Origin of the sequence: Algivirga pacifica, from assembly GCF_039543525.1 — a bacterium.
GTDB classification, from domain to species: Bacteria; Bacteroidota; Bacteroidia; order Cytophagales; family Flammeovirgaceae; genus Algivirga; species Algivirga pacifica.
This window is the reverse complement of sequence record NZ_BAABJX010000021.1, coordinates 55494-73558: the sequence shown is the minus strand read 5'-3', so window position 1 is coordinate 73558 and position 18065 is coordinate 55494. Positions and strand designations below refer to the sequence as shown.

General features: G+C 41.4%; 2 protein-coding genes and 1 CRISPR repeat array (1 of these 3 only partly in view). Both genes read right to left on the bottom strand.

The genetic code is table 11. The annotated features are described in order from the left end of the window. Positions 1–16246: a CRISPR direct-repeat array (repeat unit 37 nt; unit sequence GTCGCAATCCTTGTTCTAATGGATTATCCTTTCGGAG) (it extends 2204 nt beyond the left edge of the window). A 301-nt stretch (positions 16247–16547) separates the two neighbouring features. Further along, positions 16548–17693: an ATP-binding protein gene (locus ABD985_RS06785; RefSeq protein ID WP_345370321.1), complete on the bottom strand. Its 1146-nt coding sequence runs from the start codon at positions 17691–17693 to the stop codon at positions 16548–16550. A 51-nt stretch (positions 17694–17744) separates the two neighbouring features. Then, positions 17745–18053: a hypothetical protein gene (locus ABD985_RS06780; RefSeq protein WP_345370320.1), complete on the bottom strand. Its 309-nt coding sequence runs from the start codon at positions 18051–18053 to the stop codon at positions 17745–17747. Between the last annotated feature and the right edge of the window lie 12 nt (positions 18054–18065).

Genomic DNA, 18065 nt, shown 5'->3' with positions numbered 1-18065 from the left:
ATCCTTGTTCTAATGGATTATCCTTTCGGAGGAAGAAGATTAAAGCTTTGGGGAGACTTCAGAGGAGGGTCGCAATCCTTGTTCTAATGGATTATCCTTTCGGAGATTGTACTTCACCTTTGGTTCTACTATGATCACAGTCGCAATCCTTGTTCTAATGGATTATCCTTTCGGAGGAAGAAGGATGTCAAAGACTGATTTCAACTGGTTCGTCGCAATCCTTGTTCTAATGGATTATCCTTTCGGAGAGGAAAAACATCGTTCTCAAACAGTGATTTATAAACGGGTCGCAATCCTTGTTCTAATGGATTATCCTTTCGGAGTGGGAAAAGATCTTGGCTCTTGGAACTACGGATGTTAGTCGCAATCCTTGTTCTAATGGATTATCCTTTCGGAGTATGCCAAGCATGTACGCCTGATGATGTCCCTAGAGGTCGCAATCCTTGTTCTAATGGATTATCCTTTCGGAGCATATAGCTCCTCTTTACGTGGAAATGATTTGGAGGTCGCAATCCTTGTTCTAATGGATTATCCTTTCGGAGCTGTAACAGGAGAGGCAGGTACGGGAAAGTCCTTTGCGTCGCAATCCTTGTTCTAATGGATTATCCTTTCGGAGTGGATCTGTACTACATCAACAGAAAGAAGCACTACGTCGCAATCCTTGTTCTAATGGATTATCCTTTCGGAGATTAATGATACAGAAATTGAAATTACATTTTCTAATCGTCGCAATCCTTGTTCTAATGGATTATCCTTTCGGAGAGAAGAACAATGATTTCACAACAACATCAATTGCAACTAAGTCGCAATCCTTGTTCTAATGGATTATCCTTTCGGAGGCATGGAGAATCAATGCAAAGAGTTCAAAGACTCCGTCGCAATCCTTGTTCTAATGGATTATCCTTTCGGAGCGAAGAAAAATTCTCCGCCCCTCTTCTCCAACCTGGTCGCAATCCTTGTTCTAATGGATTATCCTTTCGGAGCTAGTCAATCATTCGAGGGTTGGGATCGTGATAATCGTCGCAATCCTTGTTCTAATGGATTATCCTTTCGGAGTGGGAAAAGATCTTGGCTCTTGGAACTACGGATGTTAGTCGCAATCCTTGTTCTAATGGATTATCCTTTCGGAGTCCATGTCCTGTGTGTGCTCTAGGTAACTAGGCAATTGTCGCAATCCTTGTTCTAATGGATTATCCTTTCGGAGTGGGTAGGAGCGATGCATCCGGACAAAGTAGAGGGTCGCAATCCTTGTTCTAATGGATTATCCTTTCGGAGATGAAGCAAGATGTAGGATCTCATTGGTACATTCTCGTCGCAATCCTTGTTCTAATGGATTATCCTTTCGGAGAAAAAAACCGAGCATGTGACCGAGGAGGAAATACTGGTCGCAATCCTTGTTCTAATGGATTATCCTTTCGGAGTAAGCATGAACAAACATGAATACAAAAGTTTCAGGTCGCAATCCTTGTTCTAATGGATTATCCTTTCGGAGGCCATGAACCAGGAAGTATTCATCTTTCAGTACAAGTCGCAATCCTTGTTCTAATGGATTATCCTTTCGGAGCTGGAAGGCCTACGCACCAAGGCCTATGACAAGGCAGTCGCAATCCTTGTTCTAATGGATTATCCTTTCGGAGCTGGATGCTCCAGTACCTGATTCTCGAACTCTACGAGTCGCAATCCTTGTTCTAATGGATTATCCTTTCGGAGCTAGAGGTAGGTAGGTACGAACATAACGGTCGTGATGGTCGCAATCCTTGTTCTAATGGATTATCCTTTCGGAGTAAAAATTAAAACTAGTTAAAAATGAAAAACATTATTGTCGCAATCCTTGTTCTAATGGATTATCCTTTCGGAGAATGAACCAAAAGGCAGAAGAAAGCAAGAAAGCGTGGGTCGCAATCCTTGTTCTAATGGATTATCCTTTCGGAGATATGAATTTGAAGTAGATTGTTACGATGCTTACAAGTCGCAATCCTTGTTCTAATGGATTATCCTTTCGGAGGTTTTGTTTTCAATGTTAGCTGCGAAAACATTCAACAAGGTCGCAATCCTTGTTCTAATGGATTATCCTTTCGGAGCTGAAGGAAAACCAGACCTATATCAGGCAAATCCGTCGCAATCCTTGTTCTAATGGATTATCCTTTCGGAGCAATACTATGTAAACCACCTGAACCTAAAGCAACTGTCGCAATCCTTGTTCTAATGGATTATCCTTTCGGAGCCATTTGGAAAATGTTTAGGATTTAATCCATAATTAGTCGCAATCCTTGTTCTAATGGATTATCCTTTCGGAGCAATACTATGTAAACCACCTGAACCTAAAGCAACTGTCGCAATCCTTGTTCTAATGGATTATCCTTTCGGAGAGGACCACAATGACATTCACCCTATAAGAAACATATCGTCGCAATCCTTGTTCTAATGGATTATCCTTTCGGAGACCGAGGAAGAGCGTGAAGAATTTTGCAAGTTTATGCGTCGCAATCCTTGTTCTAATGGATTATCCTTTCGGAGCAAGAACTTCATGAGTCGGCAATGAAGGAAGGAATCGTCGCAATCCTTGTTCTAATGGATTATCCTTTCGGAGGCGAGAGCTTGTCGGGGTGGCTCTGTAGCAGTAATAGTCGCAATCCTTGTTCTAATGGATTATCCTTTCGGAGAACGGATTGAAATGTAGCGTTTACGAATCCTGTTGCTGTCGCAATCCTTGTTCTAATAGATTATCCTTTCGGAGATCAACTAGTCGCATTCTGTGATCAAAGAGAGAAAAGGTCGCAATCCTTGTTCTAATGGATTATCCTTTCGGAGGGGAGTTCTGGAAATCGCCCAAGAAGGGGAAATGGGTCGCAATCCTTGTTCTAATGGATTATCCTTTCGGAGTGGATGATGAAATTGGTAAACATATAGAACTTAAGGTCGCAATCCTTGTTCTAATGGATTATCCTTTCGGAGGTTCTACTCAAGTATAAGACATAATTATAAAGTTTTGTCGCAATCCTTGTTCTAATGGATTATCCTTTCGGAGGGGAGTTCTGGAAATCGCCCAAGAAGGGGAAATGGGTCGCAATCCTTGTTCTAATGGATTATCCTTTCGGAGACAATTTAGACAGCAGATGTCAGATGACAAAAAGTTGTCGCAATCCTTGTTCTAATGGATTATCCTTTCGGAGGTAAACTCTCATCGTCACATCCTGACCACACGCAACGAGTCGCAATCCTTGTTCTAATGGATTATCCTTTCGGAGATTATTGAGGTTGGATGTCACTGATGGGACGGCAGATGTCGCAATCCTTGTTCTAATGGATTATCCTTTCGGAGGTATGATTCTTTTGCTTTTCGATTACAATCATTTGTCGCAATCCTTGTTCTAATGGATTATCCTTTCGGAGCTGACCTTAAGAAAACTATTGATAACATGGACGAAAGTCGCAATCCTTGTTCTAATGGATTATCCTTTCGGAGCTGTAGACAGTTGTGTGGACAGATGTTCATACGACAGTCGCAATCCTTGTTCTAATGGATTATCCTTTCGGAGTGAAAGCTGTGAAGTCAAAGTATGAAGAGAATCTTCGTCGCAATCCTTGTTCTAATGGATTATCCTTTCGGAGAATTGGTTTATAGAGACTTAAGTAGAAAGGATTCCGTCGCAATCCTTGTTCTAATGGATTATCCTTTCGGAGAATTTAGAGTTGATTACTCTAAATCTAGGCTTCTTGTCGCAATCCTTGTTCTAATGGATTATCCTTTCGGAGAAGATAGCAATATCCCTTTGGATATGGATTATTACGTCGCAATCCTTGTTCTAATGGATTATCCTTTCGGAGAGACACATTCTCTAACGCACCCCTACTAAATGACATGGTCGCAATCCTTGTTCTAATGGATTATCCTTTCGGAGGCAAAGTCTATAACTTAGACTTTTTTGATTCTTGGGTCGCAATCCTTGTTCTAATGGATTATCCTTTCGGAGCAGAGTTACGCAACTTTTGGAAATTAAAGAAAGATCTGTCGCAATCCTTGTTCTAATGGATTATCCTTTCGGAGCCAGAGTAATAAGCTTTGGGTAAAGGTTTACCTTTGTCGCAATCCTTGTTCTAATGGATTATCCTTTCGGAGAAAGGAGATCTCGTCAAAATGGCCCTGGAGGGAAGTCGCAATCCTTGTTCTAATGGATTATCCTTTCGGAGGTTCTTGAAGATCTCTGGAAATTTCAACATCCTGTCGGTCGCAATCCTTGTTCTAATGGATTATCCTTTCGGAGTTTGAGAAGGAATTGGAAAAAGCTGTTGAGAAAAAGTCGCAATCCTTGTTCTAATGGATTATCCTTTCGGAGAGAATGGGTGGATGTAGTAGGAGATGAGTATTATGAGTCGCAATCCTTGTTCTAATGGATTATCCTTTCGGAGACAAGGTGCTCTACCGCAACATTCACAAGTACAGGCGTCGCAATCCTTGTTCTAATGGATTATCCTTTCGGAGGATGGGAAAATAAAGAAATTGATGGTTTTCGTACCGTCGCAATCCTTGTTCTAATGGATTATCCTTTCGGAGAGAAGAGTGAAATTGGTTAACCCAAATTCTTGGGCAGTCGCAATCCTTGTTCTAATGGATTATCCTTTCGGAGATAGAACAGGTGAAGTTAAGAAAAATAGAAAGCTAGTCGCAATCCTTGTTCTAATGGATTATCCTTTCGGAGCCTAACAGCAACCCGATGCTGGGATTTGAGGTCTCAGCGTCGCAATCCTTGTTCTAATGGATTATCCTTTCGGAGAGATCTATGATCTTAGAGAAAATCTACGACAGCAACGTCGCAATCCTTGTTCTAATGGATTATCCTTTCGGAGAAGGGTGGAGTCAAGCGTTAGGCTTAATGTAAGAAGGTCGCAATCCTTGTTCTAATGGATTATCCTTTCGGAGTACAAGTATGTCAAAATAGGATTCTGTAAACTATCTTGTCGCAATCCTTGTTCTAATGGATTATCCTTTCGGAGGTAACAGGAGGGAAAGGGCTAAACGTCTTTTTAAAGTCGCAATCCTTGTTCTAATGGATTATCCTTTCGGAGGTGAAACAAATGAATGAAACTAGATTCATGAACAACGTCGCAATCCTTGTTCTAATGGATTATCCTTTCGGAGTCAGCAGTCTTACGGATTGCATAACTAGGACTAGATGTCGCAATCCTTGTTCTAATGGATTATCCTTTCGGAGAAAAAGAGTATAGTGCGAAGAACTGTTACAGCATGTCGCAATCCTTGTTCTAATGGATTATCCTTTCGGAGTACAATCACATGTAGAAGTAACATAATTTTTTTCATGTCGCAATCCTTGTTCTAATGGATTATCCTTTCGGAGAGGTTTACCTTTAGGAGTTCGATTCTTCGGGATGCCGTCGCAATCCTTGTTCTAATGGATTATCCTTTCGGAGAAAGGACTAACTCAGATTCTACCGCCTCAATACACGTCGCAATCCTTGTTCTAATGGATTATCCTTTCGGAGACAGGCCTTTTGTTTTTCTATCACCCTTAATTTCCGTCGCAATCCTTGTTCTAATGGATTATCCTTTCGGAGTGTGAAGCTTACTAGTAGATCGACCAACTTTCAAGGTCGCAATCCTTGTTCTAATGGATTATCCTTTCGGAGTTGGCGTGATTACACCGTTAGAAATGTAATAGGAAAAGGTCGCAATCCTTGTTCTAATGGATTATCCTTTCGGAGTTATGGGATCTTGGTGTTTAATCCTTGTTGAAATGGTGTCGCAATCCTTGTTCTAATGGATTATCCTTTCGGAGTAAATTGTTCTCTGATAGTTGCTTCCTGTTCGATTATGTCGCAATCCTTGTTCTAATGGATTATCCTTTCGGAGAAGAAGTTATCCATCTTCTCACCTGCTTCAACGACGTCGCAATCCTTGTTCTAATGGATTATCCTTTCGGAGCGACAGCAGGCGGTTGGCAAAGCGGATCGGCAGTACCAGTCGCAATCCTTGTTCTAATGGATTATCCTTTCGGAGACCATTGACACAAGGGGATATAGTGTAAACATATCAGTCGCAATCCTTGTTCTAATGGATTATCCTTTCGGAGGATCAAAATGCAGAAAAGATGAGAACGCTTTACCTCAAGTCGCAATCCTTGTTCTAATGGATTATCCTTTCGGAGGCTAAGCTGGAGTCAATGACTTCTGATGATCAGAGTCGCAATCCTTGTTCTAATGGATTATCCTTTCGGAGCAGCATGAGAAAATCCTAGTTTAGTAGAATTACCCGTCGCAATCCTTGTTCTAATGGATTATCCTTTCGGAGCAAAGGGATGAAAGGACCAAGGACAATTAGTATTTGGTCGCAATCCTTGTTCTAATGGATTATCCTTTCGGAGGCTGATGTGAACACTTTAGTTTCCATCAATGCAAGGTCGCAATCCTTGTTCTAATGGATTATCCTTTCGGAGATAGGAAAACCTTCAGATAATTGGTGATTAGCATTGTCGCAATCCTTGTTCTAATGGATTATCCTTTCGGAGCTCGTGACGACCATCATGTTAAGGCTCTGCGGCAGGGTCGCAATCCTTGTTCTAATGGATTATCCTTTCGGAGAGGGAGAGGAAAATCTTCCCATCAACGTAGATGACTGTCGCAATCCTTGTTCTAATGGATTATCCTTTCGGAGAAAGGGACTTATGACTATACATTGCAAATGAATGGGTCGCAATCCTTGTTCTAATGGATTATCCTTTCGGAGGATGACTCTAGAGGAATCAATTCTAGGGCGTAAGGAGTCGCAATCCTTGTTCTAATGGATTATCCTTTCGGAGGGGAGAGTTAAGAAGAGCCGGATTCCCGGACAAGCGTCGCAATCCTTGTTCTAATGGATTATCCTTTCGGAGGTGAGATGTTTGAAGGGTGGAGTCAAGCATTAGGGTCGCAATCCTTGTTCTAATGGATTATCCTTTCGGAGTAGATGGAAAATCTTTTAAGTTCTTAGGAGAGAGCGTCGCAATCCTTGTTCTAATGGATTATCCTTTCGGAGGAAGAAATATTTCATAACGAGAGTCATCAGCAACATGTCGCAATCCTTGTTCTAATGGATTATCCTTTCGGAGTTATGTATTTAGGATTTGTCTTGCATGGTGAAAACGAGTCGCAATCCTTGTTCTAATGGATTATCCTTTCGGAGCTCGGTAAAGTAACTTACGTTCGTGAGATCAGTGTTGTCGCAATCCTTGTTCTAATGGATTATCCTTTCGGAGTTGAAGGCTTGAGTTATCATCCCTTCTTCGACCAAGTCGCAATCCTTGTTCTAATGGATTATCCTTTCGGAGATCTTCCAATTCTTCAAGTACCTCCGGCAGTTCATCGTCGCAATCCTTGTTCTAATGGATTATCCTTTCGGAGAGGAAATACTCACCCGCAAGCAACGGGCCTATGATGTCGCAATCCTTGTTCTAATGGATTATCCTTTCGGAGGTCAGGAATGGCAATGCGACGATCAAAGAAGTTCAAGGTCGCAATCCTTGTTCTAATGGATTATCCTTTCGGAGAGAAGAAGCTCTCTTCATCCATGCCTGCAGAACGGGGTCGCAATCCTTGTTCTAATGGATTATCCTTTCGGAGGTATACAAAGAAACAACAGACGTTTTTAGATGCACGGTCGCAATCCTTGTTCTAATGGATTATCCTTTCGGAGAAAGGGGGAATTGTGACAGTAGGTAGGAAGGAACACAAGTCGCAATCCTTGTTCTAATGGATTATCCTTTCGGAGCAGGAAGTCACTGCCGACATCGTAATTATTCACAGTCGCAATCCTTGTTCTAATGGATTATCCTTTCGGAGGTGATGCGGGAGCCTTTAGACTTTGATCCTCAGGTAGGAGTCGCAATCCTTGTTCTAATGGATTATCCTTTCGGAGCACGGCAAGCGGATCGATAACACGAGCGACGGCCAGTCGCAATCCTTGTTCTAATGGATTATCCTTTCGGAGAGATAAGATCTCTTCTTGGAAAAAAGATTTAGTTTCTGTCGCAATCCTTGTTCTAATGGATTATCCTTTCGGAGATGAGATTCCTGCTGGAGACACGGTATTGGTTCACAAGTCGCAATCCTTGTTCTAATGGATTATCCTTTCGGAGGAGGGATTTTTTTTGGTTTATTTTTCGGTAGCTGTGTCGCAATCCTTGTTCTAATGGATTATCCTTTCGGAGAAAAAGGAATTGGTTGGCTTTGAAAGGCAAATAACTGTCGCAATCCTTGTTCTAATGGATTATCCTTTCGGAGGCAAATGCTTGAAAGATCCTGATTCTTCAAAAGTAAGTCGCAATCCTTGTTCTAATGGATTATCCTTTCGGAGATGAAGTTAACTACAGAACAGCTCAAGGTAATTAACGTCGCAATCCTTGTTCTAATGGATTATCCTTTCGGAGACCAATTAAATCTTGCGATCCTGTGTTTAAAGGATGTCGCAATCCTTGTTCTAATGGATTATCCTTTCGGAGGTAAATGCTTCCCTCGGAAGCTCTTTAATCATTCTTCGTCGCAATCCTTGTTCTAATGGATTATCCTTTCGGAGAAAAAAGACTAATTAAAGAAGTATTAATCTATATTCTAGTCGCAATCCTTGTTCTAATGGATTATCCTTTCGGAGGTTGCAGAGCCAAACGCAGATGACCTTTTGCAAATCTGTCGCAATCCTTGTTCTAATGGATTATCCTTTCGGAGATTGTATTGTATTGTATCTTAACCTAAATGCTATCAGTCGCAATCCTTGTTCTAATGGATTATCCTTTCGGAGATGGAAAACCTGATCAATGCATTAGCGAGTAACTTAGGTCGCAATCCTTGTTCTAATGGATTATCCTTTCGGAGGCAATTGAGGAGAAAGTCAAGAGTGCAGAATGGAAGGTCGCAATCCTTGTTCTAATGGATTATCCTTTCGGAGTGTGGATCTCCATTTCTCTTAAAGTACGCCCACAATCGTCGCAATCCTTGTTCTAATGGATTATCCTTTCGGAGAAATTTGATTAAATCTCTTTTTCTTTTAGTTCTTTGTCGCAATCCTTGTTCTAATGGATTATCCTTTCGGAGTGTAATTGGCTTTACACACTGCCATTGATCTGGGGCGTCGCAATCCTTGTTCTAATGGATTATCCTTTCGGAGCAGATGATGGGCAGGCCAGGTAAACTTTTCGCTAAGTCGCAATCCTTGTTCTAATGGATTATCCTTTCGGAGCGTGGAAAGGAGTGGTTCGCTCAAACTGTGAACGGAGTCGCAATCCTTGTTCTAATGGATTATCCTTTCGGAGACAGCAGAAGCTGATCAAGGAGTGGAAGATGGAAACTGTCGCAATCCTTGTTCTAATGGATTATCCTTTCGGAGATCTTCCGAGAAAGAACTGCAGAATCTTTGCAAGAAGAGTCGCAATCCTTGTTCTAATGGATTATCCTTTCGGAGTTAGTAGAGTGGAACACATGGGAAGAAGGGACAGAGTGTCGCAATCCTTGTTCTAATGGATTATCCTTTCGGAGTAGAAGAAGCGAAGATGAGACGGATAAATCTTCCGCGTCGCAATCCTTGTTCTAATGGATTATCCTTTCGGAGCTGGAGGACGAGCTGGAAGCCCGACAGAATTAACCTAGTCGCAATCCTTGTTCTAATGGATTATCCTTTCGGAGCTAACCTTTCGTCACCTGATTCAGCAAACTTTATGGTCGCAATCCTTGTTCTAATGGATTATCCTTTCGGAGAAGATAAACAAGGTCATCTCAATCATGGCCGAGTTTGGTCGCAATCCTTGTTCTAATGGATTATCCTTTCGGAGGAGACCGGATGTAGAGTCCGACAAAAATCCATCGGTCGCAATCCTTGTTCTAATGGATTATCCTTTCGGAGGTGAATCTTAAAAAGATTCCATCAAATGTAGAGGAGGTCGCAATCCTTGTTCTAATGGATTATCCTTTCGGAGTCAATCCAATAATGGACTCAGCAAGTCTAGAATAAGGTCGCAATCCTTGTTCTAATGGATTATCCTTTCGGAGACATTGTTAAATGGTAAGTCTAGGATTCCTAGTAACCGTCGCAATCCTTGTTCTAATGGATTATCCTTTCGGAGTAAAATTAATATAGACCCTAGAAAACTAAAGAAAGTCGTCGCAATCCTTGTTCTAATGGATTATCCTTTCGGAGCTCATGAGAAATTTATCTCTAAAGGCATGGATGGGTCGCAATCCTTGTTCTAATGGATTATCCTTTCGGAGTTAACAATTATGAAGGTACTAACGGTTTAGAGAAACGTCGCAATCCTTGTTCTAATGGATTATCCTTTCGGAGACCATAGATATGGTTGAGTACGTCTTAGCCAATACGGGTCGCAATCCTTGTTCTAATGGATTATCCTTTCGGAGAGCGAGTATGAGATATACATGCATTACCTCAATAAGGTCGCAATCCTTGTTCTAATGGATTATCCTTTCGGAGCTGATCTTGATTTTTTGTCATCAGAAAAAGCGTCAGTCGCAATCCTTGTTCTAATGGATTATCCTTTCGGAGACAGGGCATACAGTATATGTCATAGTAAAGAATCACTGTCGCAATCCTTGTTCTAATGGATTATCCTTTCGGAGACAATCATATTAACTAATTGGTTTGGATAACCAATGGTCGCAATCCTTGTTCTAATGGATTATCCTTTCGGAGAAGTATGCGCGCGCGAGGCTAGATGTCGTGTCAGGCGGTCGCAATCCTTGTTCTAATGGATTATCCTTTCGGAGGATAATTATTTTGGGGGGAAATTAAATGGAGATACACGTCGCAATCCTTGTTCTAATGGATTATCCTTTCGGAGAGCGAGTATGAGATATACATGCATTACCTCAATAAGGTCGCAATCCTTGTTCTAATGGATTATCCTTTCGGAGCTGATCTTGATTTTTTGTCATCAGAAAAAGCGTCAGTCGCAATCCTTGTTCTAATGGATTATCCTTTCGGAGGAGATATTTCAGGATGATACTCCTTAATGGCATTCGTCGCAATCCTTGTTCTAATGGATTATCCTTTCGGAGCAGGAATAGTGGTTCGAATCCACATAAAACTACAACGTCGCAATCCTTGTTCTAATGGATTATCCTTTCGGAGTTTGATTGTATTGAGTTTAAAACACCTTTATTAAAAGTCGCAATCCTTGTTCTAATGGATTATCCTTTCGGAGAGTTTATAACCTTGTTCTATAATTGCAACACATACCGTCGCAATCCTTGTTCTAATGGATTATCCTTTCGGAGTAGCAAAGGGTTTTTGCGTCTTGAACCTGACGTTAAGGTCGCAATCCTTGTTCTAATGGATTATCCTTTCGGAGTGGAGTTCGAGAAGGCTGTTGACGATCTTGATTTAGTGTCGCAATCCTTGTTCTAATGGATTATCCTTTCGGAGCAGAGGATTAACATTCTCTGCATTTTTTTTCTTAACTAGTCGCAATCCTTGTTCTAATGGATTATCCTTTCGGAGTTGTGCAGCACCAGCGGCCGGCGGCTGATCACGCGGGTCGCAATCCTTGTTCTAATGGATTATCCTTTCGGAGAGAAACGTATGAAATCCTTTAAAGTCATCTTTAAGTGTCGCAATCCTTGTTCTAATGGATTATCCTTTCGGAGAAAGAAAAAGAAAACCAGCAGCGCGCCAAAGCCTGTCGCAATCCTTGTTCTAATGGATTATCCTTTCGGAGGTGAGCGGAGAATTAATCTTCATAGGTTAACTCTTAAAGTCGCAATCCTTGTTCTAATGGATTATCCTTTCGGAGTTCACTATCTAAAGATAAACAGCAAGTAAAGAAAGATGTCGCAATCCTTGTTCTAATGGATTATCCTTTCGGAGACGAAGGACAATTTAATCACGGCGGCGACGCGTTGTTGTCGCAATCCTTGTTCTAATGGATTATCCTTTCGGAGGTAATGTCAACCATTCCCGTAATATGAGATAACGCCGTCGCAATCCTTGTTCTAATGGATTATCCTTTCGGAGGACGAAAAACTATAAACTATGAATCCACAACAAAAGGTCGCAATCCTTGTTCTAATGGATTATCCTTTCGGAGCTACTATGTATCCTTTCCTTCCATCTAGTTCAACTGTCGCAATCCTTGTTCTAATGGATTATCCTTTCGGAGTTATTTATTTATTTACCTTAATTTAATTTAATTATGGTCGCAATCCTTGTTCTAATGGATTATCCTTTCGGAGCTATATGTTTGATGCAATGTTAGTTAAAAGTTATGAGTCGCAATCCTTGTTCTAATGGATTATCCTTTCGGAGCTATTGCAAGAGGTAGGAGTATTCATTGGGTAAAAGTCGCAATCCTTGTTCTAATGGATTATCCTTTCGGAGATAATAGAAGGACTTCCACCTCTTACCCTCCGGGTGTCGCAATCCTTGTTCTAATGGATTATCCTTTCGGAGGAAGAGTGAATTTCTTAGCGAAATCCCGGCAGACCTGGTCGCAATCCTTGTTCTAATGGATTATCCTTTCGGAGCTGGATGTTCGTCAGCAAGCCCGTGATTTGGGTGAGAGTCGCAATCCTTGTTCTAATGGATTATCCTTTCGGAGAGAGAACCCGTTTACGTTCAACACACTGTATCGCAGTCGCAATCCTTGTTCTAATGGATTATCCTTTCGGAGATTTCAATCTTTACGATAGATTCACCAAAGTGAACTGTCGCAATCCTTGTTCTAATGGATTATCCTTTCGGAGACAGATCGTGTAAAAAGTGTGTTTGCATGTTACATGGTCGCAATCCTTGTTCTAATGGATTATCCTTTCGGAGTTCAGACAGGCTCTGTGTCACTTCCTGAGCCAAAAGGTCGCAATCCTTGTTCTAATGGATTATCCTTTCGGAGGATTGTAAGGAATAATGCTTTCATGATATTAAAGAATGTCGCAATCCTTGTTCTAATGGATTATCCTTTCGGAGCGATAACGCAATTCATTATCTCTACATTCTCATATGTCGCAATCCTTGTTCTAATGGATTATCCTTTCGGAGGCTTGTTGTCCTGAATTATCAAAAGGATTACTCCCAGTCGCAATCCTTGTTCTAATGGATTATCCTTTCGGAGATTTAGTTCTTTGTATGAAGAGACATGGATGTTCTCGTCGCAATCCTTGTTCTAATGGATTATCCTTTCGGAGACCATTAAGGAGCTTGCTGAAATGCTGGACTATGGCTGTCGCAATCCTTGTTCTAATGGATTATCCTTTCGGAGCTTGTGACAGACGTAGGCCCGAAGGCTCTAACATGTCGCAATCCTTGTTCTAATGGATTATCCTTTCGGAGTCGTGTCACCAGATGCGAGGAAATAGAGAAGAGAGTCGCAATCCTTGTTCTAATGGATTATCCTTTCGGAGACGGAGGTGCTAGCTCCTTCATGCAACACGATTGCCGTCGCAATCCTTGTTCTAATGGATTATCCTTTCGGAGACCACACGGTAGTACTCCTTGAAAATAAATATCACGTCGCAATCCTTGTTCTAATGGATTATCCTTTCGGAGATGGTTTAGTTCTAATGTGGTCATGACATTATACCGTCGCAATCCTTGTTCTAATGGATTATCCTTTCGGAGACATTACAGACGATGGTTACTCTACTCACGGTAAATGTCGCAATCCTTGTTCTAATGGATTATCCTTTCGGAGGCAGTGGTCGTCAAGCGGTCTTGAAAACCGTCACTGTCGCAATCCTTGTTCTAATGGATTATCCTTTCGGAGTAGAAGGGAACTCAGTCTTGAAATGCTCTAGCATCTGTCGCAATCCTTGTTCTAATGGATTATCCTTTCGGAGACAATTGAAGACACTCAGTACATCGCTCAATTCATTGGTCGCAATCCTTGTTCTAATGGATTATCCTTTCGGAGAAAATGGTAATTCAGTGTAATCCTGAATAAAGTCTGTCGCAATCCTTGTTCTAATGGATTATCCTTTCGGAGGTAGTTGAGGTTAGTACCCAAGAGCTTCAGGCTACGGGTCGCAATCCTTGTTCTAATGGATTATCCTTTCGGAGGTTATCAGTGAAGAAATAAACAGGTGACTCAGCACAGCGTCGCAATCCTTGTTCTAATGGATTATCCTTTCGGAGCCCATTGGTAAGTCCAAGGGTTTGGTGTTGATCATAGTCGCAATCCTTGTTCTAATGGATTATCCTTTCGGAGATAGACACATGACACATGACACTTGGTTCGTTTTGCATGTCGCAATCCTTGTTCTAATGGATTATCCTTTCGGAGCTAAAAAATATTAAGTCAAAGTTTGGTAGCATCAATGTCGCAATCCTTGTTCTAATGGATTATCCTTTCGGAGGGAAATTCGTTATCGTCGGTTTGACGCGAAACGTCATGTCGCAATCCTTGTTCTAATGGATTATCCTTTCGGAGTTGAGATTTAAGATTAAATAGTTTAGTATATCTGTAAGTCGCAATCCTTGTTCTAATGGATTATCCTTTCGGAGGCGCATTGATTTATCATCATTAAAACAATGACCACTAGTCGCAATCCTTGTTCTAATGGATTATCCTTTCGGAGGAAGGTATGGATTGATAAGAAAGGTTTAACGATACAAGTCGCAATCCTTGTTCTAATGGATTATCCTTTCGGAGCAGGTAATAGGTACTACTACCTAAAGTTTGACGTTAAGTCGCAATCCTTGTTCTAATGGATTATCCTTTCGGAGTTCATGAAAGAAGCGCTGCGCCCATGAGAAAGAAAGTCGCAATCCTTGTTCTAATGGATTATCCTTTCGGAGCAAAATCATATAGTATGTATAAGCCAGAATATAGATCGTCGCAATCCTTGTTCTAATGGATTATCCTTTCGGAGAATACTGGTCTTGGTTTTTCCAGTCGATATGGATAGTCGCAATCCTTGTTCTAATGGATTATCCTTTCGGAGGGCTTTAAAATGGCTCAGTCAATAAAATGGATTTCGTGTCGCAATCCTTGTTCTAATGGATTATCCTTTCGGAGAGTGAGCAAAAGTTTGGTAAATAAGTTGACAGGTGGTCGCAATCCTTGTTCTAATGGATTATCCTTTCGGAGGATACTACAGCGAGCAGCAATTGCAGGAGCTGATGTCGCAATCCTTGTTCTAATGGATTATCCTTTCGGAGCGTCTTGAACCTGACGTAAGTTAGAAAATTAAAGAACGTCGCAATCCTTGTTCTAATGGATTATCCTTTCGGAGGAAGGGGAAGTGGATGGTCAAGATCGTTGACCTCAACGTCGCAATCCTTGTTCTAATGGATTATCCTTTCGGAGTTTGGTGTCATAGTTTTCATGCTAAATAGCAAAGGGGTCGCAATCCTTGTTCTAATGGATTATCCTTTCGGAGCGTATTCGGTCGTGTCACTAGATGCGAGGAAATAGAGTCGCAATCCTTGTTCTAATGGATTATCCTTTCGGAGCAGTATTGTCTTGATTTCCTACGAATAGCCCATTCTGTCGCAATCCTTGTTCTAATGGATTATCCTTTCGGAGTCTGGTGGATGAGTGAGGGTCGTTATGACCTTCATACGTCGCAATCCTTGTTCTAATGGATTATCCTTTCGGAGAGGACAGCGACTACCATCGAGTAGTCGCCCAAGGTGTCGCAATCCTTGTTCTAATGGATTATCCTTTCGGAGATGATGTGGGGGCAAGCGTGTGCCCCTTTACTATTAGTCGCAATCCTTGTTCTAATGGATTATCCTTTCGGAGACAAACATCATCTAATGACAGTGGTGAGGACTACATTGTCGCAATCCTTGTTCTAATGGATTATCCTTTCGGAGTTAATCTAAAAAACTATGAAAAGCTTAAACGTAAACTGTCGCAATCCTTGTTCTAATGGATTATCCTTTCGGAGGATCAGGAAAAAGCACAACAGCAAAGTTCTTAACAGAGTCGCAATCCTTGTTCTAATGGATTATCCTTTCGGAGAAGCAATATACTCCTGTGTTTTGTGATCAAATATGGTCGCAATCCTTGTTCTAATGGATTATCCTTTCGGAGCCTATTACTTATGTTTCCATAGTTCCCTTGTTTTAAGTCGCAATCCTTGTTCTAATGGATTATCCTTTCGGAGAAGCAAACTGTAAAAATCATGAATAACAGATTAGAGTCGCAATCCTTGTTCTAATGGATTATCCTTTCGGAGGTAAAGTCGCACCTGTAAAGGTTGCACCTTCTGCTGGTCGCAATCCTTGTTCTAATGGATTATCCTTTCGGAGAGCATTGCTCTGAAAAAGCGACTAGTGATATCAAAAGTAAATGTTTTTTATTAAGGTGTAAATTTTTTCTTAAAAAAGTTATATGTTTTTTCTCTGTCAATATGTCAGTTGCGTGGTATTTCATAAAGTCCTTTAATGCCTTGTTTCGTCTCCTAAGTTACGAAAAATAGAGGTTTCAAACAATCTGCTAACCAGTTGAATAATACGACTTTTAGACTTATCGATCAGAGCCTGTTTACAAAAAATATTTTTCACTTAAAATAGGGTAATGTAGGCCCTTGCGTCACCGCAAGGGAGCCTATCAGTTTATTGTAGATGATGATTGTTCTGATAGTTGCTGCTTTATGGCAGCTTGAAGTTGAGGACTGGCTTTACTTCTGCCACTTTGCTCCAAGTCCTTTTTTTGTTGGGCTGCCTTTTGGAAACCTTCTATGAAGGTAGCTTTATCTAGCGTGTTTTTTTCATTGTTAGCGGCAATGTAGAAAGTCCATCGAATGGCATTTTTGAGGTCTCTGCCCGAAAACCCATCGCTTTCTTGAGCTAGTAGTGGGGCAATCTCTTCCTCAAATAAGGCCCGATCGATAGGTGCTTGTTTTGGCAACATGCGCTGGAGGATGCGCTGACGAGCAGGGAGGTCGGGAACTTCAAACTTTAGATGCTTGAGAATACGGGAAGAAAGTGCCTTGTCATAGCTATGGACCAGATTGGTTGCAAAAAGAACGACTCCCTGAAACTGTTCCAGGAGCATGAGCATCTGGTTTCTAAGTGCATTAGCCGATTGGTCTGCACTGCCCTGTACATTTTCAATGCGCTTACCCAAGAAGGAGTCAGCCTCATCAAAGAAGAGTACGGCATCTTGAGCCTTGGCCATCTGGAACGCTGCTTCCAGGTTCTTGGAGGATTCTCCTACGTATTTGGAGGCTATCTCTGAATAGTTGATGAGTAGTATTTTCTTGTCCAAGGCATGAGCAATGGCGTGCGCACTCATGGTTTTTCCTGTACCGGAAGGACCATGAAAGTTGAGAATCAAACTCGGTTTTGGGTCCAAAGAGGCTAGCCCCCATTCTTCATAAACCTTTTTGTGATGGAAAATCATCCCTAGTGCATCTTGTAGGTCTTGCTGTAATGCTTCCGGCAGTATTAGTTGGTCCATCGTGTACCAAGGTGTGACAGCTGAAGTAATAGGGCTGTCAGGAATATGAACGGTTAAAGCCTTTAGTGTAGAGCTTTTGCGGGATACGGCAATGGTATGAGGCTCTTGGAGTAAACTTAGGCAGGAGCGTAAGTTGCTGACCTCTGTTTCGTTAAGGGTATCATCATGGAAAAGGATCGTTTGCGCTACGGTGTACTTTTTTAGTCCATGAGTGCTTTCTACCGTAAAGCTCTGCGATGTTTCTCGTATATGAATGTCTTGGTAGGTATTCTTGAATAATTGTAATGCTTCCATAGGGATTCTATTTTTAATTGGGGGATAAAGAAGTAGGTAATCATAGCATGCTTAAAATACTACAACATCTTTTCTTTTCAGTTCTTTGGAAAATTGATCTTCTACCTCATCGCTCTCTACGGTAGTGACATCCCTCATGGACTGAGTTTTTTGGTCGTATAGTCCAATATTAACCACATTGTGCTTGGAGGGGTCTTGGTAAGCGACTCGGATTTCATTGGCGAGACGCTTTTTATTCATAGCAATCTCACGGGCCTTTCTTTTTTCGAGATAGGCAATAAATAAGAATGCCGCAGCACCTGCAAAGAATAAAGCGCCTAAGATGGGAAGGAAGAACATAAGTAGCGGTAAAGGATACATAATGGCTTTTGA

Excerpts from the sequence above, each read along its gene's own strand:
- ABD985_RS06785 (WP_345370321.1), bottom strand. The coding sequence starts at position 17,693 with ATGGAAGCATTACAATTATTCAAGAATACCTACCAAGACATTCATATA.
- ABD985_RS06780 (WP_345370320.1), bottom strand. The coding sequence starts at position 18,053 with ATGTATCCTTTACCGCTACTTATGTTCTTCCTTCCCATCTTAGGCGCT.